The 21,228-nt window shown below is 49.8% G+C and carries 23 protein-coding genes; 19 read left to right on the top strand and 4 right to left on the bottom strand.

Going from position 1 to position 21,228, the window contains the following annotated elements:
- Nucleotides 1–391: 391 nt before the first annotated feature.
- Nucleotides 392–1,138, bottom strand: coding sequence for a hypothetical protein (locus QLG07_RS16540; protein WP_282469719.1), 747 nt, complete (start codon nt 1,136–1,138; stop codon nt 392–394).
- A gap of 918 nt (nt 1,139–2,056) precedes the next feature.
- Here QLG07_RS16540 and QLG07_RS16545 point away from each other — a divergent pair.
- The 12 genes from QLG07_RS16545 to QLG07_RS16600 all read left to right on the top strand — a co-directional run bounded on the left by QLG07_RS16545 (nt 2,057) and on the right by QLG07_RS16600 (nt 12,613).
- Entirely contained in the window at nt 2,057–2,953 is an 897-nt protein-coding gene (locus QLG07_RS16545; protein WP_167429551.1) for an integrase domain-containing protein, read from the top strand.
- A 305-nt stretch (nt 2,954–3,258) separates the two neighbouring features.
- Complete coding sequence (locus QLG07_RS16550) at nt 3,259–3,606, top strand: hypothetical protein (protein ID WP_135778128.1); 348 nt, start codon at nt 3,259–3,261, stop codon at nt 3,604–3,606.
- Nucleotides 3,607–3,704: 98 nt separating this feature from the next.
- Nucleotides 3,705–4,046, top strand: a complete 342-nt coding sequence (locus tag QLG07_RS16555; protein ID WP_167429552.1) for a hypothetical protein — start codon at nt 3,705–3,707, stop codon at nt 4,044–4,046.
- 109 nt (nt 4,047–4,155) lie between these two features.
- Entirely contained in the window at nt 4,156–4,764 is a 609-nt protein-coding gene (locus QLG07_RS16560) for a hypothetical protein (protein ID WP_167429553.1), read from the top strand.
- A 113-nt stretch (nt 4,765–4,877) separates the two neighbouring features.
- On the top strand, nt 4,878–5,489 hold the full coding sequence (locus QLG07_RS16565; RefSeq protein ID WP_167429554.1) for a hypothetical protein: 612 nt from the start codon (nt 4,878–4,880) through the stop codon (nt 5,487–5,489).
- A 71-nt stretch (nt 5,490–5,560) separates the two neighbouring features.
- A complete protein-coding gene (locus QLG07_RS16570) occupies nt 5,561–6,157 on the top strand; it encodes a hypothetical protein (protein ID WP_167429555.1) in 597 nt (198 codons plus the stop codon).
- Between the two features lie 75 nt (nt 6,158–6,232).
- Nucleotides 6,233–7,219 carry a zincin-like metallopeptidase domain-containing protein gene (locus QLG07_RS16575; RefSeq protein WP_167429556.1) on the top strand — a complete coding sequence of 329 codons (987 nt, stop codon included), beginning with the start codon at nt 6,233–6,235 and terminating at the stop codon, nt 7,217–7,219.
- Nucleotides 7,220–7,320: 101 nt separating this feature from the next.
- Nucleotides 7,321–8,259 (top strand): DUF1281 domain-containing protein, encoded by a 939-nt coding sequence (locus QLG07_RS16580; protein WP_282469720.1) that lies wholly within the window; start codon nt 7,321–7,323, stop codon nt 8,257–8,259.
- A complete protein-coding gene (locus tag QLG07_RS16585; RefSeq protein WP_167429558.1) occupies nt 8,256–8,567 on the top strand; it encodes a DUF5983 family protein in 312 nt (103 codons plus the stop codon). The genes QLG07_RS16580 and QLG07_RS16585 overlap by 4 nt, the downstream gene beginning before the upstream one ends.
- A gap of 89 nt (nt 8,568–8,656) precedes the next feature.
- Nucleotides 8,657–9,337 (top strand): N-6 DNA methylase, encoded by a 681-nt coding sequence (locus QLG07_RS16590; protein ID WP_167429559.1) that lies wholly within the window; start codon nt 8,657–8,659, stop codon nt 9,335–9,337.
- 116 nt (nt 9,338–9,453) lie between these two features.
- Nucleotides 9,454–10,971 (top strand): UvrD-helicase domain-containing protein, encoded by a 1,518-nt coding sequence (locus QLG07_RS16595; protein ID WP_282469721.1) that lies wholly within the window; start codon nt 9,454–9,456, stop codon nt 10,969–10,971.
- Entirely contained in the window at nt 10,961–12,613 is a 1,653-nt protein-coding gene (locus tag QLG07_RS16600) for a TraI domain-containing protein (RefSeq protein ID WP_167429561.1), read from the top strand. The genes QLG07_RS16595 and QLG07_RS16600 overlap by 11 nt, the downstream gene beginning before the upstream one ends.
- A gap of 32 nt (nt 12,614–12,645) precedes the next feature.
- Here the strand turns inward: QLG07_RS16600 and QLG07_RS16605 are convergent, their stop codons facing one another.
- The 3 genes from QLG07_RS16605 to QLG07_RS16615 are packed head-to-tail and all read right to left on the bottom strand — an operon-like array spanning nt 12,646 to nt 14,059.
- On the bottom strand, nt 12,646–13,032 hold the full coding sequence (locus tag QLG07_RS16605) for an acyl-CoA thioesterase (protein WP_167429562.1): 387 nt from the start codon (nt 13,030–13,032) through the stop codon (nt 12,646–12,648).
- Nucleotides 13,032–13,502 carry a hypothetical protein gene (locus QLG07_RS16610; protein ID WP_135778140.1) on the bottom strand — a complete coding sequence of 157 codons (471 nt, stop codon included), beginning with the start codon at nt 13,500–13,502 and terminating at the stop codon, nt 13,032–13,034. Before QLG07_RS16610 ends, QLG07_RS16605 begins: the two co-directional genes overlap by 1 nt.
- On the bottom strand, nt 13,484–14,059 hold the full coding sequence (locus QLG07_RS16615) for a hypothetical protein (protein WP_167429564.1): 576 nt from the start codon (nt 14,057–14,059) through the stop codon (nt 13,484–13,486). The genes QLG07_RS16610 and QLG07_RS16615 overlap by 19 nt, the downstream gene beginning before the upstream one ends.
- Nucleotides 14,060–14,647: 588 nt before the next feature.
- Between QLG07_RS16615 and dnaB-PI the strand changes: the two genes are divergently transcribed.
- The 7 genes from dnaB-PI to QLG07_RS16650 all read left to right on the top strand — a co-directional run bounded on the left by dnaB-PI (nt 14,648) and on the right by QLG07_RS16650 (nt 21,226).
- Entirely contained in the window at nt 14,648–16,036 is a 1,389-nt protein-coding gene (gene dnaB-PI / locus QLG07_RS16620) for an SPI-7-type island replicative DNA helicase (protein ID WP_282469722.1), read from the top strand.
- The gene (locus QLG07_RS16625; RefSeq protein WP_167429566.1) at nt 16,033–17,544 is read left to right on the top strand and encodes a ParB family protein; all 1,512 of its coding nucleotides are present in this window, start codon (nt 16,033–16,035) and stop codon (nt 17,542–17,544) included. The genes dnaB-PI and QLG07_RS16625 overlap by 4 nt, the downstream gene beginning before the upstream one ends.
- Before the next feature lie 3 nt (nt 17,545–17,547).
- Entirely contained in the window at nt 17,548–18,132 is a 585-nt protein-coding gene (locus tag QLG07_RS16630) for a DUF2857 domain-containing protein (RefSeq protein WP_101826812.1), read from the top strand.
- A gap of 45 nt (nt 18,133–18,177) precedes the next feature.
- A complete protein-coding gene (locus QLG07_RS16635) occupies nt 18,178–18,426 on the top strand; it encodes a hypothetical protein (RefSeq protein ID WP_049852763.1) in 249 nt (82 codons plus the stop codon).
- A gap of 76 nt (nt 18,427–18,502) precedes the next feature.
- Complete coding sequence (locus tag QLG07_RS16640; RefSeq protein ID WP_282469723.1) at nt 18,503–19,693, top strand: STY4528 family pathogenicity island replication protein; 1,191 nt, start codon at nt 18,503–18,505, stop codon at nt 19,691–19,693.
- A gap of 254 nt (nt 19,694–19,947) precedes the next feature.
- The gene (locus QLG07_RS16645; RefSeq protein WP_135778145.1) at nt 19,948–20,661 is read left to right on the top strand and encodes a PFL_4669 family integrating conjugative element protein; all 714 of its coding nucleotides are present in this window, start codon (nt 19,948–19,950) and stop codon (nt 20,659–20,661) included.
- Between the two features lie 10 nt (nt 20,662–20,671).
- A complete protein-coding gene (locus QLG07_RS16650; RefSeq protein ID WP_167429599.1) occupies nt 20,672–21,226 on the top strand; it encodes a hypothetical protein in 555 nt (184 codons plus the stop codon).
- The last annotated feature ends 2 nt before the right edge of the window (nt 21,227–21,228 follow it).

The following is a 21,228-nucleotide window of genomic DNA, read 5'->3' on the forward strand; positions in this document are numbered from 1 at the left end:
GCCAGCACGCCCGCTGCGATGCCTGGCGGGCCGGAATGTAGGGCTGTTTCCCACATCGGGTGCCAGCACGCCCGCTGCGATGCCTGGCGGGCCGGAATGTAGGGCTGTTTCCCACACCTGGCGCCGGTGCGTCCGCTGCAGCGCCCGACTGCCTGCAAAGTAGGGCTGTTTCCCACATGGGGCACCGGCGAACCCGCTGCGGTGCCCGGCGATCCTAAATGTATGGTTGTTTTTTTATTCGGATATTAATGCGCGCTGCGCTGCTTCCCTATGAGATAAATATGGCTATTTCTCATGTTAAAAGTTGCCACGCCTACTAAATATAGCTGGCATGTTTAAATGCCAGATTATGGCTTGTAAGGTGATCTTTGCAGGTAAGTAAGATATAAATTTAAGTAATATAGGAATCAATTTTTTCTAATTCTTTGGATATTTTATTATATATTGAGTCGTTTATGATTTTAGCAAGCTCATTAACTTTATCAACCTGCCAAGGCCAGACCCAACATGTATCTATATAAGCCAATAGAATAGTTGCCACAATACCTAATATTGAAGATAAAAAAGCAGATAAATAGTCAATGCCTTTAAGATTTTCTATAAGAGTGTAGAGCATGAATACTATTGCTACAAGCAGTGATATGATTAAAGTACATTTAAGGTAAGACGAGTATTTCAGTAGTTCTGTATTTACTATTATGTCAGTGTTTCTATGATTGACCGCTGTCTGATCTGTTGGATTGGCATCTTCATTTTCGTTAATAACTTCTTTTTTTTCATCCTTTGCTAATGATATTGCCAATAAAGACTTCTTGATCAAAGTTAGTTGTTCTGTCTCTAGGTTTGTAGATGAAACTATCTGAAGGAAAGTTTCTGCTTCTTTTTTTTTCTTTATTCCTGTTAAATCATGTAATACAGCAAGGCGCATTTCATTGCTTACAGCTTCCTTTATATTTTTTTCATCAGAAATAGATGCTGGGAGCGATTGTATATCCTTGAGGGTAGATATTCTCTCGTTAGAGAAACGCTTTTTTCGAGCGCGAGTAGTTATTATAAATCCACTTATTCCTATAGTTAAAGTAACTAAAGGTGCCAGCCATGTCTTCATATCGTTTAATTGAGCAAGGTCAAATCCCATTGTTTTACCTTTATGAATTTATATTGTTAGGCTAAAGATATCATTATGAAATCATTTTGACATGTTCCTCAATAAATTGCTAAGCTCATAAGTGAAGTAAGTCGTCATTGACGACCACCAATGGTCCAGCAGCTTGAGAGGATCGCCTTCGGGTAGTTGCAAAAACACTCCTGTAGCCTGAAAGGGAGAACACGAAAAGTGTGGTACATCTGCCCGCCTTTGGAAGCAGATATCGTCAGAAAACGCGCACCTACGACGCGACGATGAAGGTACATTAGTCACTTCAAAGCCTGGGCTTTCACCTACGCCTGGCAAGCTAAAAGGCGTCCATAAAGAGGCCTTAATTCACCTACGTTATGAGAATTTTCAGGGATACGCCCTGAGCTGCATACGACTTTTGCTATGACGCATAAGCCCATTTGGAACATTTGGGCGCTTGCGGAAGACGCATTAGGAGCATGAAGCTGCGCGGCGTCACTTTGGTTCGAGTGAAACGAGAACAAAGTGACGCGCGCAGCGCATAACGACCAAACCCACGTACAGTGCGGTTTTCAGCATGCCGGTACAATCTGACGTGCACGTATTACGTGTTTTCAGATGCTCAGCTGGCTATTTATCAACCATGACGCGACGTTAACGAACAACTCGTTAAGGGCGTTTTACTAGAAGGAGAATGATCGACTCGGTATCGATGGCGACATCAGGAAACTGGTGTACGGAGGCAGACTGACTAACGTCAGCACGGCGCAAGCCGCAAACAGGTCAGAGACCTGGGGAGCCTCGCAAGAACTCAACATTTCGCCGCCCCGATGCACAGATACCAGTCGAGACGCAGGAAGCGCAAAAGCAACCGTGTCATCGGGGAAGAGATGTACAGATTCAGAGTCATACAGCTGTGGGTTCTGATGGAGAAAAGCAATGTCCGGAAAATTAGGTAAGCAGCTCGTCACGCTCGCACGTCAGGGCGGAGGAAGTTTTAAAACGGTTTCTGATCGTTCAAAGATTGCCAGTCGCTTTTCGGAGCGACTGGCAACCCTTAATATTCAGATTCGGGACGTAAGCCATATTAAAACCAAACATATCGAAAACTATATTCGTAGTCGTCAGGATGAAAATATTTCGTCCCGGACACTGCAAAATGAAATGGCCGCATTACGTTCAATCCTTTCTCAAGGTGGGCGTAACGTTCTGGCTAACCCAGCGCATGAAAAATTGAGTAATCAGGCGTTAAATATTTCTGGAGCCAGCCGCGAAGGCACTAAAGTTGCCATTTCTGATGAACGTCTTAAAGAAATTGTCTTGACGGTCTCAGAGAAAGACAAGGGGATTGCCTTAGGTGTGCAGCTCGCCAGATATATTGGTTTACGTGCGGAGGAAACGGTTCAGTCTGCAAAGTCATTAAAAACCTGGCGGAAAAGTCTTGAAGCCGGAAATGATAATGTACGCGTTGTGTTTGGCTCTAAAGGTGGGCGTCCACGTGATGCCACCGTTTTTGAGAAAGCCAAGGTTGGTAAGCTGTTAAATGAAGCTATTCAGTACATAGAAAAGAATAACGGTAAGTTAATTGATAAGCCAACGCTTCATCAGGCGCTTGATCGTTATCATAACGTATTACGTGAAAGTGGAATGACCGGAATTCATGCGCCGCATAGTCTCAGATACGCTTATTCACAGGATGCTGTAAACCATCATCTTGAGAATGGCATGAGTCGTAAAGAAGCTGAGGCGCTTGTATCAATGGATCTTGGACACGGAGATGGACGTGGTGCTTACGTTGCCCGGGTTTATAACCGGACAGATGAGCCAGATGAATAAAGGGCTCTTGTAATTTGCCTTAAGCAGACGCTATTATTAAAACGCTTCTTACGTTGTCTTCGGACAACCACCAATGGTCTGTAGCTTGAGATGACCGCCTTCGGGTAGCTGCAAATAACACTCCTGTAGCCTGAAAGGGAGAACACATCAGTGTGGTACATCTGCTCGCCTTTGGAAGCAGATATCGTCAATCACGGCTCCTACTGCCTGGCGATGAAGGTACATTCAACCATCCGGCTCCGGCCTTCGTCCTTCGGGGAAACATTCCCGACAGGGCAAATGTTTCTCTGTTTTCTGGAGAAACTATGTCCATAACCCGCTCGTTTCTGAATGAGTTGCGTACGCCATTCGATCTAGTCCTTTCCGTTGCAACCCGCGTTGCATCTGAATGTCCTGACCTTAAGGCTGCACTCAGGGGAACATCGTGGCTTGCTTCACCTTCCGGTCATTATGAATTCCGTTCACGCGTCTGGTTTGACGATCAACGTTATCACGCCATTGTTATGGCTAGAACGTTGATTGAAGGCCAGCCTGGTGATGAATTCATTTTTAGCCGGCACGGTGAGCATTTTACACATAAAGCTGCAGCGAAAGCCGCTCAGCATGCCGCGTCTGATGCTGCGACCTTCAGAGTGTTCACCGCTCAGAAGTAACAGCGCAGTCGTCTGAACCATACATTCGCTATGCGAATGCCCATCGGGAAACATCTTCCCGACAGGGCAGGTGTTTCCCGCTCAACAGGAGAAACACCATGTATACCCTTTTATTACCAACCTCCTTTTCCCTAAAAGGCATCTTTTCAGCAGCCTCCGCAGCAGCGTCATCCCTGCGAGATCGCGTCACGGCCGGTAAAAGAAAAGAAGACTGGATAACGAACCGGACTGGCTCACTCAGCTTTAAGGTTCAGGTTCATCAGTTACCTTCAGGAAAATGGACGGCCGGCATACTTACACGTTCCGGCACGTTTTACGGTAATCACCGGTTTGGTTCTCTGAAAAAGCCGGATGAGGTATTCCGCTCTTACCGTCAGGCTCGCCGTTTTGCACTGAAGCTGGCGAATCAGATGGCAACACTGCGTTATGCATATCAGTGATGGAGGGAGATCTGGCAATTGGCCGATTAAAATCTTTCTAATCTGACTTAACCCTGTGGGGATTTATTCCCCATCAGGAGGATAAATCCCCTTTTTTTGAGGATTTATCATGACACCAATCTCCGTACCGCCCCAACACGTTACCTACACCGTGAAGCAGAGCGGATCGATATCCCCGAGCCAGTGGCACAGTTTCACCCTGGCAGTCACAGAAGCATTCTGGCTGTTACCGGTACATCTCCGTCCGTGCTCGCCAACTAACGGTACACGTTTGGAACGCGCATCCATGATGTTTACTCACCCCGGGGCTTTTGAATTCGGTGGAAAAGACGAAGGAAATCACATATCCAAAAGCGTGATGTTTACTCTGGATATGAGCCCTGATTTGCGTATTGAAACTGAAGGTCAGCCCATCGACTTCTTCACGCGGATAGCGCTACTGATGCTGTATCACCATTGCTCAGACTGCTTTGAGATAACGTCATCAGTCGGCGGCGTCAGCTGGGCGCTTCCTGTTCGCTGGGCAATACGGCACCAACTGATTGCTGACAGTAATGCTCCTCAGCCTTTTAGCACGGAAGGTTTCATTACCGGCGCAGCTGATGAATTGCTCATCAGAAGCGTTTCCGGGGGTGATCGTCCGTTTACGACGGCTGACTGGGGACTGATTTCAGAACTTGAGTTCACGCTCGAAGAACTGAAAACCGGCAAACGCTGACATTACCTTTATGAACCATCCTTCCGGGATTAACTCTCCGGATAGACTAACTTAGCCCAACAGGGATTTACCTCCCTGTGGGCGGTAAATCCCCTTTTTAATGGAGATTTATCATGACACATACACCAACTGATCCTCTGGTCCTTCCGGGCGTTTACCAGTTTGAGCAGGGAGCGTCCATAAATGATGAACAGTGGTTCAGATTTACCGACGCAGTCAAAGAAGCTTTCTGGCTTCTTCCCGCTCAACTCCGGCCTTATAAGCAGCTGGGTTTTGACATGAACCGCGCGTCAGAACTTTTTGACGAAGATGGTTCGGTCACATTCAACCATAAGGACGGCGAAGGCTACTGCCTCAATCCGTTCTATCTCAGGCAGACGCTTTCGGATAATTTTCGGCCATACCGTAAAGTGGAGAGCCAGCGATGCAAACAGGATTTATTCGTGCGTATCGTGCTGGTTCTTCTGCATAACCTATGTCCCGACAGCTATCACATAACCAGTTCCTGTCCGCAAAACTGGCATTTCGCGCAGCGATGGCTGGCATGGAATATGGATATGTTTACCAAAGCACCTGAAAAAATACCGGCATCGTTTGTTATACCCGGCGCAATTGAACACCTGCTGCTGGTAAAAACCTCCGGTCCCGGCAAGCAGGTCACCACTGAAGAGTGGGAAGCCATATCAGGCATTGAGTTCTGGCTTGCTCAGCAGCACAACAGCTGACCTGTATACCCATCCTTCCGGGATTTGCTCTCCGGAAGGAGACAGATCCCGCTATTACAGCAGGTGATCCTATGTTTACTTTCAGCAGTGACGCGCTCGCGCAGCTGTTTCATGAAACTTACCATCATGCTATGTCAGTCAGGCTTGTTATCAGTTCGCAGGAAGGTTTGTTCCTGGAGTTCAGGAACGGATCGCCCGGTCAGCTTTTCTACCGCAAGGCGCGAATTTATGCGCTTGAATACAGCGGTGGGAGTACCCACCCGGGCGTGCAGGTAGAACTGAAGTTTGGTCATATCTCAGAGACATACGATCTCACTGTCGATGACCCGGCCTTTTTCAGTCCCATAACGCCGGTAGACAGGGTGGTTGTTCTGTCTGTCCGTTCACCCTATCAGCTGAAGCGCAAAACCATCAGCTGGCTCAGTCAGCGTAAACTCGCGCTGTACCGTGAGCGGATCGACCGGATGAGGACTTCGGATTTTTGTGACTGCAGCTGCGACGAAGAGCGGGCCCGGTGGTTCGGTTCGGCAGCTTTAATGCTTGAAGAAGCAATGTTTACTGACAGTAAGCGGCATGACCGCCACGCTTTCTATCATTCAAGGTGGCAACTCCGGTTGCGGCTGAACAGCATAACCACCGACGGAAAGATTATTTCTCCGGTGCGTTAACCACTTTCCCTGACGGGCGTATTTCTCGCCCGTCAGGGGAGGGATGCGCCCTTTTTTTCATTTAAGGAGCATCCCATGACTAAACCAACCAAAACCCGTCGCACGAAGAAAACTGAGGGTGTCGATCTGTACCAGAAGGTCACTGACCGTATCGTTGAGGCACTTGAGAACGGCGTGGCGCCATGGAAAAAACCGTGGCGCACTGCTGGCCGCTACGCCGCAGCGGGTCCGTTACCGGTTAATGCCTTAACCGGTAAGCCTTACAGCGGCGTAAACGTGCTGCTGTTATGGCTGGCCGCAGAGGAAAAAGGATACAGCACCGATCGCTGGGTAACGTATCGTCAGGCGCAGGAGCTGGGCGGTCAGGTTCGCAAAGGTGAAACGTCATCAGAGGCAATTATCTTCAGACCTTTTGAAAAGCAGGCTGAGGACGCCAGCGGAAACAAGTTGTTTGATTCCGACGGTAAGCCACTGATGGAATCGCGGGCCATGATAAAGCCTAACTTCCTGTTTAACGTAGAGCAGTGTGACGGTTTACCGGATAGTGTTGCGGCTGTACCGCATGAGCCTCCCGTAGCTGAATACCCCGCTACGATCGACTGGCCGACGGAAAAACGGATATGTGAGATTGTGCATATGGCGGGCGTTAAGGTTGAGTTCAGATTACAGAACCGGGCCTGTTACGCCAGACACACTGATTCCATACTGATGCCGAAGGCTGAACAATTTTTTACCCACGCCGACTATTTCAGCACGCTGCTGCATGAAGTTGTGCACGCCACCGGCCATGAGTCACGACTGAACCGCGAAGGCATAACCAAACCGTCGAAAAAGTTCGGCGATCCGGTTTATGCGTTTGAGGAGCTGATAGCGGAGATGGGCAGCGCGTTTCTCTGCGCCCAGCTCGGTGTGTTTGGCGATGTCCAGCACGACAGCTATATAAATTCATGGCTTGAGGTACTGAAGTCGGACAAAAAAGCGCTTTTCCGTGCCTGCCGGCACGCAAGAGAAGCGTCAGAATTCTTACTGCAGTTAGATAAAAGTGCGGCTGAAGCTGCATAACACACCAACCCGGCATCGTTAAGTAAACACGTTGCCGTCCCGTGAGGGCATTGTTCCTCACGGGACAGTGCCCTCTTTTTTTGAAAAAAGAGGAATCTACCATGTCAGACTGGTGCCATAACCGTTTAGAAATCACCGGAAAATCCGCGCTCATCAGCATTATGGAAGAGTGGATCAGCGGTGAAGCTGTACCGCTTTACCGTCACGCCGTCATGCGCAGCATAAAGCTGTTTCTGGCGGGGTATGGCGGCCTGCTACGCCCGGTTAAAACGGAGTCTTTTCCGCCGTTTCCCGAGTTAATGCAGAGCGGAACGGGACAGGGCACGCCAGCCAACCTGGCGTTTGAGCAGTGGCTCGGTTTACTGCGCAATGACGTACCGCTTGACGGGGAGCATCTGCGCAAAATTGAGCGGCTTTACCATCAGTCGGGTATCGACGCGATCCGCTGGGACAGTATTCCGGACGTTTCACGCAGACATATCGCGCGACTCATTGAGGAACGCTATGCAGACTGGTTTGGTATTGCCACGCTTTCCCGGGAAATCGATCCGGGCCAGTGCTGGGAACGACTGAGTCAGCTGCCTGACAGGGCGCAACCCTGCGATATGCTGCAGATAATCCCGAGCCGGCTGGCTGCCGAACTGAACGGAAGTGGCGGACTCCTGTCCGGGGCGTCTACGTCCTGCAGCCTCTATTGCCGGCAGTACGGTATGGAGTGGCCGGCAGGTCACAATGTCAGCTGGGAACGTGATGGCGTCAGCAGCATAAAACTTGCGTTTGATTCCGCCTGGTTCCCGCCGGCAGCAGAGGTCATCGCGGCACTGTCATCGACCTTTGACTGTGAAATTCGGCACTGGTACAGCGAGCCGATTCACGATCTTGATGGTTATGACTGTTACGATCGGGGCGAGCACGTCTGCAGTGCTGAGGTGATTATTGACGAGCTGGACGACGGCAGGCCCGGGCTGCATCTGGTGCCGGTAGTTGAACCTTATGAATCAGAAGGTGCAACATCCGTTCATCAGGCGGCACAGGTATGAGCGGCAACAGTGAGTACCTTCGCTGCCGCGTTATTTCGACGGCTCACCTCAGCGCAGAAGACAATGCGCTGCTGGATGAAATCACGACCCGTGAAGTCGGTGACGGTGAGTGGGTCCACTATATCGGTGGGGGCTATCTTCTGCGGTTAACCGCGTGTACCGCGCCGGTTCTGCGGCTGAAAGAAGCCGGGTTATCGAAAGAAGCCCGCCGCGTGATCGCTTCACTGATGCGTTCGGATGCCGTGGAAATCCTGATTTTTGAATCAGGGGCTCCGGAGGCGGAAGGATTCACCACGTACAGCTGCTAACCAAAAAAGGCGGGCCGTAGGGCTTGCCTCACACCCTGAGGGGAACACCTCCTCAGGGGCGTGTTCCCCTTTTTTTATGGAGAACACGCATGACTTTTATCAACCATCGCAGCGCATTCCTGAAGATTTTCAACATCACGGCCCGTTATCATCACCGGCACAAAGTGTTTGAGGACTTCGTCAGCTGCGCTGCTATTGCGCTGCACAACGGTGTTGCGCACGATGCAGAGCTGGAAAAGCAGTATCTGAGCATAATTGCCGGCTACGAGAAGGAAGACGTCACCCGGATGGCTGAGTTACTGGGTCACGTCGTGATGGCGCTCGATCAGGAACGTTGTGATTTTCTCGGCAGCGTTTTTATGGAGCTTGAGCTGGGAGATAAGTATCGCGGCCAGTTTTTTACGCCGTGGGACGTATCGCGAATGATGGCATCAGTGCAGCTTTCCGGCATCGATGCGCTGATGCAGGGAAAAGACTTCATTACCCTGCAGGAACCGGCGAGCGGTGCAGGTTGTATGGTCATCGCCTTCGCTGAAGAGTTTGCTCAGCGCGGTTACACGGTCTCAGAACAGCTGTGGGTGTCGGTGACGGACGTTGATCCGCTGGCCGCCAGTATGTCCTATATACAGCTCTCGCTCTGCGGCATTGCGGCAGAGGTTGTGACCGGAAATGCGCTGACGCTTGAACGGCGTCGCACGCTTTACACCCCGCTGCACTACACCGCCAGGTGGGCAGTAAAACTCGGCCGCGCAGAGCAACGCGCAGCCTGACCATAACGCCTCTCCGGAGGCGTTTTTTTTTGCTGGTCAGTATAGAGTTTGCGGTGGATACCGCCTCCCCGGCAGGGCATGGTTCATGGCATGACGCTGACGGAGGTACTGAATAAATGCAACCCACGCAGGAGCAGGCACAGATCATCGCCTGGAAAGGCACAAAACTTGTCGTTACGGCGTTTGCCGGTACGGGCAAAACGTCCACGCTTGAAGCCTACGCGCTGGCAAACCCCACGGAGCGGATGCTTTATCTCGCTTACAATCGCGCGATCAGGGAGGAGTCCGAGCGTCGTTTTCCTTTTAACGTCGAGTGCAGAACGTTTCATCAACTGGCATGGCCGGCGTTCGGGCGGCACTTTCAGGCGCGGCTAACCACGTCTCTGCGCGTAACGGATATTGCGCGGCTGCTCAACACCCGTCACTGGCTGCTGGCTCGGACTGCGCTGAACACGCTCAATACCTTTCTGTACAGCGCCGACGAAGAAATCTCATTTCTGCATCTGCCCGATGAGAGCGAACGGAGCGGACTGGACGCGTGCAAAATACTCGGTGCTGCACAGGTCATATGGCACGAAATGACCCGTATGGACTCACATTTTCCGGTAACGCATGACACCTATCTTAAACTTTATCAGCTGTCCGTTCCGGAGCTGAACAAGCAATGGGACGTAATCCTGTTCGATGAGGCGCAGGATGCGAATCCGGTGACCAGTCAGTTTGTTCTTAGCCAGCCCTGTCGCATCATCCTTGTCGGCGATCGTTATCAGCAGATATATCGCTTCAGGGGGGCGGAAAACGCTCTCGTTTCTCTACAGCTGGAGACTGCAGACAGGCTGTGGCTGACGAACAGCTTCCGGTTTGGGCCGGCGGTCGCAGACGTTGCGAATACCCTGCTTGCCGAGGCGGGGGAAACCCGCCGGATCTGCGGCCTTGGCGGTGAGGACCAGGTTGTACCTGAACTGCCCGCCGGAACCGCGCACTGCTGCGTTATCAGCCGAACGGTAGCGGGCGTGATTGGCTCAGCCCTGATGGAGAGCCTGACGGGTAAAAAGGTGTACTGGGTGGGCGGCATGGAGGGATATCGCATTGGTGAACTGGAAGATTTGTACTGGCTTTCGGTCGATATGCCGGATCGCATCCAGTCGCCGCAGCTGACGCGAGACTTCAGCGATTTTGAAGCATACCGGTCTACTGCCAAAGCAACAAAGGATCCGGAAATGGGGCAGGGAGTTCGGCTTCTGGACATGTTCTTTCCGCTGCCAATGCTACTGGCCGTGTTAAAAAAGCAGGCGGTGACGCGCGAAAGCGATGCTGATGTGACGGTCGTCACGGCGCACCGCAGTAAAGGGCTTGAGTGGAACGTGGTCAAAATGAACGACGATTTTGTTGATATTACCGATCCCCTTTTAAACCCGCGCGAAAAAGAAGATGAGTTGAATCTTCTGTACGTATCGGTGACGCGCGCGCGCAAAATTCTGGTGCCGAATGAGCTGGTCTGTATTGTGACCGGCTGCCTCGATGCACTAAGTGGAGACTCTGAAACGCCGGACGGAAAGGACTCAGAAAGCGCAAAGGCTGCGCTTAATATCAGCAATGAAGCTGAATTATCAGGGAGCCAGAATGTTCAGTAAGCTCATAACCATGATATCCGGGGGGCAAAACGCGGCTAAATCAGCGCAGGCTGGCGGTAAGGTTCCGCCGGGATATTTCGCGCCAAATTCAGCCGTAGAGCTTCTTTCTTCCCCGCATCGTAAGCTCCTTCTCAGGCAAATCTGGGATAACACGTCTTTGCCTGAGGAGATTTATAACCGGCTTTACCTAGCACCGCTTCAAAAACTCGTTGAGAGCGTACAGAACGTGCCGGCCAGCGCGGAAGGTGAATGGAGTAAAGAGGGCGGATACATAGATCTCACCCTGAAATTTACCGCCTGCAGCGTTAGGCTGGCAAAAGGCCATATGTTTCCTCCCGGCGCGTCACCCGAGGAACAGGCCGCTAAAAACACGCTCTGGAATGCGATTGTTTTCTGGTCAGCGCTTACCGCGCATCTGCCACAACTGAGCAGGATTGAAGGTGAATTACTGGACGGGCAATGCTGGATCCCCGGTCTGTCATCGCCGGGTGCGCCCTATCGATTTCGGATAAGCAATGTAGCTGATGCCGGTACGGCGGCAATAATGGCCGCCAGGCTGTTGCCTGATGACGGAGTCACCTGGCTCTGTGGCGATCGCCAGGCCATGCGGGTGATGGCTTCTCTGGCCGGCGGGGATGCGGCAGCTATGCCGCTCATCAAAGAAATTCTCGACAAAGCGCGAGGAATGAGCGGTTCACCCGCCGGTTATGCGCAGACGGGCTTACCTGCAATAGCCGCTGCGGAGCTGGTGCCGGATCCGGGGATACCGGTAACGATATCCCCGGGCGATATCATCAGTGCCGCCTCTGCACTCGCCGATACCCGGTCGGAAAGTGCTGAGGATCTGGCCTCCGGTCTCGCACCAGTGAACGCAGAACCTTCGTTAAGTGCGGATGATGAAACCGGATCTTTGCCCTCGGCACTTTCAGAAAACTGCGGCGCAGTAACTGAGCAGCCAGTGGCTGAAAAAGCGGATGATGATGATACGACCGTCCTTCTCAGCATGTTTGCAGCAGCTGAACCGGCGGACACCAACGAGGATGAACAGGCGGAGAGAGCAGTTACGGCTACAGCAGATGAGTGTTTGCCTGTACAGGATATGAATGAACAGATGATTGCAGTTCCGGATGAAAGCCCGGAACTTATTCCCGATGCTAGGCCGCAGGAAATATCGCCTGTGATTGATTCAGTGCTGGATCAAACCGACAACGAAAAAGTGGCGTGTGAACACCCCGTTATTCTCGCTGCACCTGAAAGCAGTAATGCAGGTAATCTTGGTGAGCAGTTTTTATTGTGGCTCAGAGAGTCAGTTAATAATAAATCTCTCAGCGTGAATGAGAGCGACAGTCTGCTTCATGCAGTGAGTGGATTTATGTTTATTTCCCTGCCGGGAGCACCTTTTAAATTCATTGAGGCAGCAGGCATTGATAACGATCGTAGGGCTGTTCAGGCGTCATTTGAAAAGAATGGCGTATTGCATATGCGTAACGATAAGCGTTTTTTTAGGGTGAGAATATATGAGTCTGAAGGTCTGGAAGGTAAATATCAGAAGCGGAGTGGATATTTAGTTCGGCTCTCTTTATTTTATCAAGCAGGAAAGGATAAGGTTAAAGACAGTCGATATATACTGATTGAAAATTGACAGGGGAACCCGGCAGGGTTCCCTCAGAAAACTCAGACAGGAATAGCATTTTTCACTACATCAGGGATACCAGGTCTGCCGTTAGCGATACACGTAGCGGTGAATACCGCTTCTGCATACACAACATCGTTAACCAGTATTTGCTGGACGAAATTGACACGGCTGCGCTTCTCGTTTGCCTGAAGGGCGCATGTTACCTGCATTTCATCCCCTTTCTGCAGGCTCTTTTTAAAGCGCAGCGTGTATTCAAGGATCATGTGAAGGCGCCCTTCAGCGAACTCCTGTTCCAGATCCAGTCCCAGTTCCTCTTTCATAAAGGCGTGACGCGTCCACTCCATGTAGAAGGGATAATATAGTCCATCCACAACGCCTTGAAAATCAACGTGCTTTTCATCCACGGAATAGGTTTTGGTAAACATTATAAGTCCTTAAAGTAGTTCAGTAGTGCAAAGCGCATTGGCAGTATCAGATTTTCAAATTCTTTTTGCGAGGTATCAGCTCCGGTGCAGATATTAAGCGCCATGCTCATATCATTCTCTATACCATATATGAAGCTAATGCCATGATATATATTATGTTCTTTCCTTTGCGTATCAATGAAGTTATTTTTTTCATTGCGTAAGGCGTCATCCCAGATGACAGTGCTGACGTCACCTTTGCTTATTTTTGTAAGCTCAATTCCCATCTTTATTAACAGGCTGTCTTTATACTTACCTTCGTAATAAAATTTGTTATCCCATTCAGCGTAGCCGTTGCTTTGGTGGGCTGAAATGTTGTTATTAACGACCAGTAATGTAGAAATGTATGTAGTACGCTCAAGTTTATCGAGGAAATTTATTACTTCATTGCTGCACTGATGAAATTTTAACTTCACTTCTTTTGAATCCATTTAACTCTCCGGCATTCATAAATATCATTTTTCATCAGTGTTATGCTTTGGTTACCTTCCAGAATGATTGATTTTTCATCCATTACTTTCAGTACACCAATATGTAACCCACTTTCACTTTTTACATAACACAATTTATTATTATTAGGGTCGATATTTGTGACTGTAGATACAATACAGAACTCTCCGAAACTTACATATGGTTCACCATACATGCCGCCTATCTGAACCAGTTCAACATCTGGTAGTTGGCGGCTTGCAAGGATGAAAAGCGTGTCTTCGTCGAGCTTCGCATATTCTGTGAACTGGGGCGGGAACCCTTCACCCGTCATGATCCACTGACCATTTACCTGCAGACCATTCTCGGTGAAAAACTCAGCAATTATATGAATCACATCCATTCTACGAGCAGGAACTGAACCGTCAGATTCCCAGCGTGTGTAAGTGGTGTAGGACAGGTCCATATTTTTTTGCTGTATGTAGCTCACAACTTCCTGTGGCGTTGTACCCGTCGCAGCCCTGCAACACTTAAGTCTCTTCTCAATCGTGTCTAACATTCGCATTCCTTAACGGAAATTATTGCAATGATTTTAAAGGAAAAAATTGCATAGGTTTCGGGAATAATTCCTGATTAATGGGAAAAAATTGCATAAAAGGCATTAGTAGTGGTAATATGTAAACAGTTAACAAATTTAGTGTTAAACATTATCATAAAATGACCTTTTCTTGACGCTTTTTAAGTGAGAAGTGAGGGCATAACCCATCCAGAAGCCATCTGAGAGGGTTTTTGAGCAATCAGGGTTCCGCTCCGTTTTAGCAATTTGATATTCCTTTCCCGTCATTTGGGTTAAGGAAAGTCCTAAGTAAAACTTATCCTGGAGATGATATGCCCTCACATAATCAATCACGAGCCCCGGCTCCCATCATTTATATAGGTCCAGTAAGACGTAACAATCTGGAAGGGTGTGCAGTAAAGCTTACTCATTCATCAGGTCGAGTTATAAGCGCTTCGAAAATCGTTCAAGGTCTTATCGACACTTATTTAGATCAATACGTAACTGAACTAACTGCTAGGTCTGCAATTACGTAACACATCCATTATCCATAGCTCAGCAAATCCACATGTTCTGTGGAGGGATAGACTCATGCCTAATCAGCCCAGCACTCAGTTAGCTGTACCTCATTCAACGCAAGCCGAACAATGTGTTCTGGGTGCGTTGATGCTGGATAATGACCGTTGGGATGAAATAAACATCCTACTGACAGCACAAGATTTCTTTGTCGCTGCCCATCGTCATATATTTAAGGCGATGAGCAGCTTGTCTTTGTTATCCCAGCCTATCGACCTGATAACCCTTAGCGAGAAGTTGGAGCGTGACGGTGCGCTTGAGCAAAGTGGCGGCTTTGCTTACTTAGCGGAATTGAGCAAGAACACGCCTTCAGCTGCAAACATTCTTGGTTATGCGGATGTCATCGTTGAAAAGAGCCGTTTGCGTACTCTGCTGGTTATCGGCAACAGCCTTGTAGCTGATATCCAAACCAATCGGCTCAGTTCGCAAACGGTCGCAGATCAAGCTGAAAATGCGCTCTTCCGGCTTCATGAGCAAGGCACAAGCGCAAACGAGTGCGAATCAGAAATTATGGTTGCCCTTGATCAAGTGCTCAGCAAGCTTGAAGTAGCTACTGCAACTGAAAACGGTATCACTGGAACATCAACAGGCATGGCTGAATTGGACTTCATGACATGTGGCTTGCAACCAGGTGATCTGATTATCCTCGCAGCACGTCCCTCTATGGGTAAAACCGCTCTGGCTGTTAGTTGGTGCATCGGTGCAATAGAAAGTAAGCCTCAAGACGCTGTCTTTATTTTTAGTATTGAAATGCCAACTGATCAGCTAACTATGCGCATGCTATCGATGCGCAGCCGTGTTGATCTGACCAAACTTCGTAGTGGCAACCTGAGCGATGAAGATTGGGGCCGCATCAGCCAGGGCGCAACAGAAATAGCAGCGTGGCGCGACCGACTTATTATCGACGACAACAGCTTCCAGACGCCGGCGACGCTACGTACCCGTGCGCGTCGCTATGTTCGTAAGTACGGCAAGCCTGCCTTAATCATGGTCGATTATTTACAGCTTATGCGATGCCCGGATATGGAAAACCGCACGCAGGAAATCGCCGAAATTTCCCGTTCGCTTAAGGCGCTTGGCAAAGAGCTTGACTGTCCCATCTTGGCTCTGTCGCAGCTCAATCGACAGGTAGAACAGCGTGCGGACAAACGTCCCAATAATGGTGATCTGCGTGATTCAGGCGCTCTTGAGCAGGATGCTGACCTGATTGCATTTATTTACCGCGATGAAGTCTACCACGCTGATACGGCGCATCCCGGTCAGGCTGAAATCATCATCGGTAAACAGCGTCAAGGCCCTACCGGCACCATCAAAACCCAGTTTGACAGCAGGTTTACTCTCTTCAGTGAATATCCTGAAGGCGGGTATGACTTTGGTTACGATTTTAGGAGTGCTGGTCAATGAGTAAACTTCAACTGGTAGAAAACTCGTTTGTTAATAGTAGCAATCAGGCCAGGGATTTTACTCTGGATGAACTTTGTGTGAATCCAGATAATCCGCGCAAAAGCCGTAATCCTTTGTTTGATGATCTCAAAGCATCTATTCGCGCGCGCGGTCTTAATTCTGTGCCTTTAGTGACGCGCGATCCCCGTCTTCCCGATGGTAAGTGGACCTTTAGCGATGGCGGTAACACGCGTTACACCATCATGCGTGAACTTTGGGATGAGACTGGAGATCCACGTTTTTTCAAAATGACCTGCATTGAAAAGCCGTGGCCTGGACGCTTCCAGTGTCTCGCGGGGCACCTCGCTGAAAATGAAACTCATGGACAGTTAACTTTCATCGATAAAGCTCTCTCTGTAAGTGAAGCGCGGTTATTGCTCGAAGAAGAACGTGGGAAAAAAATTTCTTTGCGTAATCTTGCCGTTGAACTAACTAACAGCGGCCTGCCCGTACATTTCTCCAGTGTTAGCCGAATGGAAGATGTGGTGACAAATATCTATCCCTGGATGCCTGTATTGCTCGCATCCGGCTTTGGTGGTCGTGAGCTTAGAAAATTGCTCAAACTCCGTCATGGAGCTGAAAAAGTTTGGGATAAGTACCGGTTTGAAAAGAATATTTGTACAGAAGCCGATTTCACAAATGTATTTGGCGAGTGCTGCCGTAAATTTGATGATCCTGAACTATGGTCAATTGAAATGTTCACTGATGAACTTATTGGCGACCTTACAGATGCGTTTCCTTGCGATGACCTTGACTATGATGGCTGGTTGCTTGAGCTACGTGGTGCCGACAAAGTAAAAGCAGAACCTGCTGAAGACATTACTTTTGCTGTTTCTTCTGGTTTACCGGCCAATTCCACAACGGTTGCAAATGACGATGTAGCTGAACTCAGTCAGCTGTCTGATGAATTGACTCCAGGCGATTCAACCCTGCTTGAGGATGATACTTCTGGCGTAGAGCAACCTACCGTAAAGGAGCAACCTAAGGATTCATCTTCTTTAGTAAAAGAAGATGAATCGCATGCTTTACAAGGCCCAGATGATTATTTGCCAGCTGTTGCTCAACCAGAAATCCATTCGCTCTGGCACGTTAGTGCCCTTCAGGATGACATTGAGCATTTGCAAAGTTTGGCCTGGCGTCTGAGCTGGGATATTGCCAGTGCTCATGACTGTGGTAATTCGTTAACACCTGCCAGCGAAAACGCATCACAGTCTGGTTATCGGCTTTCAGTGCCTGTTAATGATGCTCCTCTTGTAGCCTTATTTCTCGCTTCACTGACAGACGATACGAGTTATCAGGATGCTGCGAACCTCACTTCTGAATTGCTGATCGGGTCATCTGAATCAGCCAAACCTGTTTTTGATGACGAGCAAACCCTGACGGTGTTTCGGCTAATCAGGATCCTTCGTCGTCTCCGAGAACTGCAGCGCAAAAGTGCTGCTTCCATTGTTCCTGCAAATGAAGGGTAACTGATGAACACGAACCTCTCCCGGGCTGCTAATGGCTTCCTGCTTGACTTAGTCATGGAACTCAAAAATGGGTTTATACGGCGCTGTGACAAAATGGGACTAACGTCTGAAGAGATTGCCACGCTGAAAGATATGACCATTGAAGATATTCATTACATCATCAATAGCGAGGTTTCTGTCCTTTCGTTCCAGATAAACCAGGACAATCTGGCCCGACTGATGACGCAAGCTAGGGAAGAACAAACGCGTAAGCAACGTATTGATCGCGCACTTGCTCTGGGTGGTTCCATCAAGCTCATGGAGCATTTTTTCGGGCTGATGAGTAATGACGTTGCGGCGCGTCGCAGGATAGCCGGCATAAAAGTTCGTGCAGGTCGTGGAACCGTTCTTAGCGATGAACAAAGTACGGAGCTGTGGGAAATCTGGGCGGCAAATGACAATAAAGCACTTCGAAGCGAAACGGATGAGGGGCTGGATTTGATGCTGCTTGCCGCAGAACAAATGGATATTTCTCTCACTGCAGTCTGGAACACTGTTCTCAAGTGGGAGAGTGAAAATCTGACAGCGGCCACGCGGAGAAGAGCATGAGTTTTAACCGGCGGAGTGCGTTCACTGTAATCAGATGGGGGCAGGATGCGATTTAAAGAGATCATACCGGGCCTGAAAGCCCCGACGACTGTTCCGGCGTCACTGTCTAAAAAAGCGGTCAGCGCGGTTCAACGATTCTGGCACGGAGAGCGTAACTATAAGCGCCTGAATGAAAACCGCACGGGCTATTACAAGATTGATCTCGGCCCGTTCTGGCGACTGCTCAGCCGTGATGAAGGGCGTACCTGGGAGATGATGAACCATGAGCGCTATAACACGGCTATGCGCAACTGAAGCGTAGTCAGAATGCTGAGCGATGAGCCTTTAGCGGCACATTGCTCAGCATTTTTTTGTATTCAGAAGGTGAAGAATGACATTACCAGATGACAGCCTTATCCATCAGGCAGTCACAAAATTAACTGATCGGCTGACGGCACGTTTACCGGAAGAACAGAACAGCTATGTCCGTGGCGGTCTGTTGTTCACGGGTAACATACACGATTCTATGCCGCGCCGGCTGCTTCTCGATCAACGTCTCTCCCCGCTTGATAAAATGGGCTGGATAATTATCCGCTTACACGCTTTGAGCAATGACGGTACCGTTTTTCCCTCCTATGAAGAATTGCAGCTGCAGCTGGCAACGCCGGGTAAAGGCAGGGCATCAAAAGAGACCATCAGCCGGATACTTCTGATGTTACGCATCACGGGCTGGCTCAGCCTCTGCAAACGCGTCAGGGATGAAAAGGGAAGGGTAAGAGGAAATATTTATGCGCAGCATGATGAGCCATTGTCATTTGCTGATGCAGAAATGTTCGACCCACACTGGCTTAAAACGGTGGCTGAAGCCTGTCTGAGCAGTAACCGGACCGTCAGCGCCACGGCAAAGATAATCATCAGTGAAATCCGGCTTGATCCCACAATGCTCCATCATCGCAGTCATCTCCAGATGATTGAGGCCCGTCTGGGCTCAGCCCAAAGTCCTGAAGAATCGATCCGCCGTGCCGCACCCGGGCAGACAGGCCGCTCGCCGGGTTCGGATTCCGAACTCAGCTTAAAAAAGCATGATCTGCAGCCCGGTTCGGATTCCGAACACAGTGAGAGTAGCGGGAATGGCAACCGGGTTCGGAATCCGAACAGTTACGTACGTAGTTTTACTAATAATACAGATAAAACATACGTAACCGGTTCGGTTTGCCTGCCAGATGACTTCGCCTCACTGCTGAAACCAGCAGACCGCGACATGGTTAATCGCCAGCTGCAGGCGCTGTCGCCCGAGCGTTCTGCCTCGGTGCTGTCGAATGTTATTCGTGCACAGCGTGAAGGCAGCCTGCAAAACCCGCTTGGCTGGTTGCTGACGGTGCTTAAAAAGGCCCGACAGGGGGAGCTTTATCCTGCAGAAAACGTACGAAAAGTACCTGATCACATGAGCTCGTCACCGCGCCCTGAACTACGCCCTTTTAAGCCTTCCCGCCCTGATAGCCGGCAGACGTGCAGTGAAGAGCGCGTAAGAGAAATCGTTCAGAGTCTTCGAATGTCTGTTGGATCTCAGAGAAATGATTAGGTAGCCAGCGGACTCACAAGAGCGAGCAGTATTGCACGGTGTAGTAGAGGTTAAAAAGTGAGCGGTGTTGCACGGTGCAACGGTGGTTAAAAAAAGAGCAGCGTTGCACGGTGCAACAGTGGTCATTAATTAAGCGTCATAGGCAGCGAACAAATTTTACTTTTCGAATATCTGATTTCGAATTGTTTACGGTCCTCTCAGGAATGAGGATCGCCACTTAACTTACGAAAGCCTTTGCCAATCAGGAGACAGCTATGGCCGAACAGACAACCCCTCAAACAGCGTCCCGGCGATCTGGCGGATTAGTATCCACGCTGACTGTCGAGCTGCATTCGCATTATGCAATCAGGCTCTGGGAAGGGCGCAATCGATCAGATGAGAAATCAAAGGCGGAAAAACGCCCCAAAATTCTGGGGATGCCGGAAGCGATTTCGCGGGCGGGGTTCGCCGGGCGTGATGCAGCGGCCGGCAACCCCTATGGTGATGAGTTGCTGGTCAAACTTGAAGAGGCCATTAAGCTGGCGACTCAGAAGGTGGAAGAGCAAGTCAAAAAGATAGAAACCATTACAGCCGCCATTCCGGCAGGTATCACCATATCTGAAGTTACATCTTCCGAGCCGCTGAACCTTGATGTATTCAGCCGTTCCCCCCTTGGTTATCGCTGTGTCTGGCTGTTAGTGCATTACGATCAGCTGGCGCTGAAAGCCTTCCGGGCATTCCATTACGGTCTGATCTCCCGTTCACAGCGCGATGATTTCCTCGAAAAAGGGAGTAAAGCGATACGTGTAGTCTACGGGTTGATTCAGAACTACCGGACCGTGCCGGTGACATACGAGGATATCCGCCATAAAACGGCGCGGGGTCTGGCTGCCATAGAGCGCCTGGGGGAACCGGATCCTGCCGTTATGTCAGGCAAAAAACGTTCTTCATTCTCTCCACTTTCTGCCGTTACCTCAGAGGACGATTAATTTGAACCGGATGATTACTTTGGGCGTTATCTGCGCCCTTCTCAGCGGCTGTGCCGGCACTGACTTTGCCAGCATCAACAAAAATATCAGCGATACCGCTTTCAGTATCAGTAAAACCCTGCGTGGCAGTGATTCAAGTTCCATGGATTCCGGCAACGGTATGCCGGTGCTGACAAAAGCATCAGGATCTGGCGGGAAGAGTGCCAGCAAACAGTTCAGCGTGCCGGTAGATATTGATACGGCAGCCGCGCGACTAAAGCGCCACTACGGCTATGTGAGTGCGGATGAAATTGAACGTATTCGTTCCAGAGATCGTAACAGCCGCTGGAGCGCTGCTGCTATTGAGGATGCTCATCCAGTGTGGGAGGCCGTTCCGGGGAGCTCCTATCGTATGGGCAGCGATGTGGGTGACAACGACCATATGGATATCGAGCTTGAAAAGAACGGTTCCGGTACGCGGGTATATGTGACATACAAATCGCCCGTCGCATCGCACCTTACCGGGAGCACATTCAACAACGTTATGTCTCAGGTCCGCCAGGTTGCTTCTGGTCAGGCACGCTAAAA

This window comes from Erwinia sp. V90_4 (assembly GCF_029967685.1).
In the GTDB taxonomy this organism is placed as follows: Bacteria; Pseudomonadota; Gammaproteobacteria; order Enterobacterales; family Enterobacteriaceae; genus Erwinia; species Erwinia aphidicola.

Excerpts from the sequence above, each read along its gene's own strand:
- QLG07_RS16540 (WP_282469719.1), bottom strand. The coding sequence starts at position 1,138 with ATGGGATTTGACCTTGCTCAATTAAACGATATGAAGACATGGCTGGCA.
- QLG07_RS16545 (WP_167429551.1), top strand. The coding sequence starts at position 2,057 with ATGTCCGGAAAATTAGGTAAGCAGCTCGTCACGCTCGCACGTCAGGGC.
- QLG07_RS16550 (WP_135778128.1), top strand. The coding sequence starts at position 3,259 with ATGTCCATAACCCGCTCGTTTCTGAATGAGTTGCGTACGCCATTCGAT.
- QLG07_RS16555 (WP_167429552.1), top strand. The coding sequence starts at position 3,705 with ATGTATACCCTTTTATTACCAACCTCCTTTTCCCTAAAAGGCATCTTT.
- QLG07_RS16560 (WP_167429553.1), top strand. The coding sequence starts at position 4,156 with ATGACACCAATCTCCGTACCGCCCCAACACGTTACCTACACCGTGAAG.
- QLG07_RS16565 (WP_167429554.1), top strand. The coding sequence starts at position 4,878 with ATGACACATACACCAACTGATCCTCTGGTCCTTCCGGGCGTTTACCAG.
- QLG07_RS16570 (WP_167429555.1), top strand. The coding sequence starts at position 5,561 with ATGTTTACTTTCAGCAGTGACGCGCTCGCGCAGCTGTTTCATGAAACT.
- QLG07_RS16575 (WP_167429556.1), top strand. The coding sequence starts at position 6,233 with ATGACTAAACCAACCAAAACCCGTCGCACGAAGAAAACTGAGGGTGTC.
- QLG07_RS16580 (WP_282469720.1), top strand. The coding sequence starts at position 7,321 with ATGTCAGACTGGTGCCATAACCGTTTAGAAATCACCGGAAAATCCGCG.
- QLG07_RS16585 (WP_167429558.1), top strand. The coding sequence starts at position 8,256 with ATGAGCGGCAACAGTGAGTACCTTCGCTGCCGCGTTATTTCGACGGCT.
- QLG07_RS16590 (WP_167429559.1), top strand. The coding sequence starts at position 8,657 with ATGACTTTTATCAACCATCGCAGCGCATTCCTGAAGATTTTCAACATC.
- QLG07_RS16595 (WP_282469721.1), top strand. The coding sequence starts at position 9,454 with ATGCAACCCACGCAGGAGCAGGCACAGATCATCGCCTGGAAAGGCACA.
- QLG07_RS16600 (WP_167429561.1), top strand. The coding sequence starts at position 10,961 with ATGTTCAGTAAGCTCATAACCATGATATCCGGGGGGCAAAACGCGGCT.
- QLG07_RS16605 (WP_167429562.1), bottom strand. The coding sequence starts at position 13,032 with ATGTTTACCAAAACCTATTCCGTGGATGAAAAGCACGTTGATTTTCAA.
- QLG07_RS16610 (WP_135778140.1), bottom strand. The coding sequence starts at position 13,502 with ATGGATTCAAAAGAAGTGAAGTTAAAATTTCATCAGTGCAGCAATGAA.
- QLG07_RS16615 (WP_167429564.1), bottom strand. The coding sequence starts at position 14,059 with ATGTTAGACACGATTGAGAAGAGACTTAAGTGTTGCAGGGCTGCGACG.
- dnaB-PI (WP_282469722.1), top strand. The coding sequence starts at position 14,648 with ATGCCTAATCAGCCCAGCACTCAGTTAGCTGTACCTCATTCAACGCAA.
- QLG07_RS16625 (WP_167429566.1), top strand. The coding sequence starts at position 16,033 with ATGAGTAAACTTCAACTGGTAGAAAACTCGTTTGTTAATAGTAGCAAT.
- QLG07_RS16630 (WP_101826812.1), top strand. The coding sequence starts at position 17,548 with ATGAACACGAACCTCTCCCGGGCTGCTAATGGCTTCCTGCTTGACTTA.
- QLG07_RS16635 (WP_049852763.1), top strand. The coding sequence starts at position 18,178 with ATGCGATTTAAAGAGATCATACCGGGCCTGAAAGCCCCGACGACTGTT.
- QLG07_RS16640 (WP_282469723.1), top strand. The coding sequence starts at position 18,503 with ATGACATTACCAGATGACAGCCTTATCCATCAGGCAGTCACAAAATTA.
- QLG07_RS16645 (WP_135778145.1), top strand. The coding sequence starts at position 19,948 with ATGGCCGAACAGACAACCCCTCAAACAGCGTCCCGGCGATCTGGCGGA.
- QLG07_RS16650 (WP_167429599.1), top strand. The coding sequence starts at position 20,672 with ATGATTACTTTGGGCGTTATCTGCGCCCTTCTCAGCGGCTGTGCCGGC.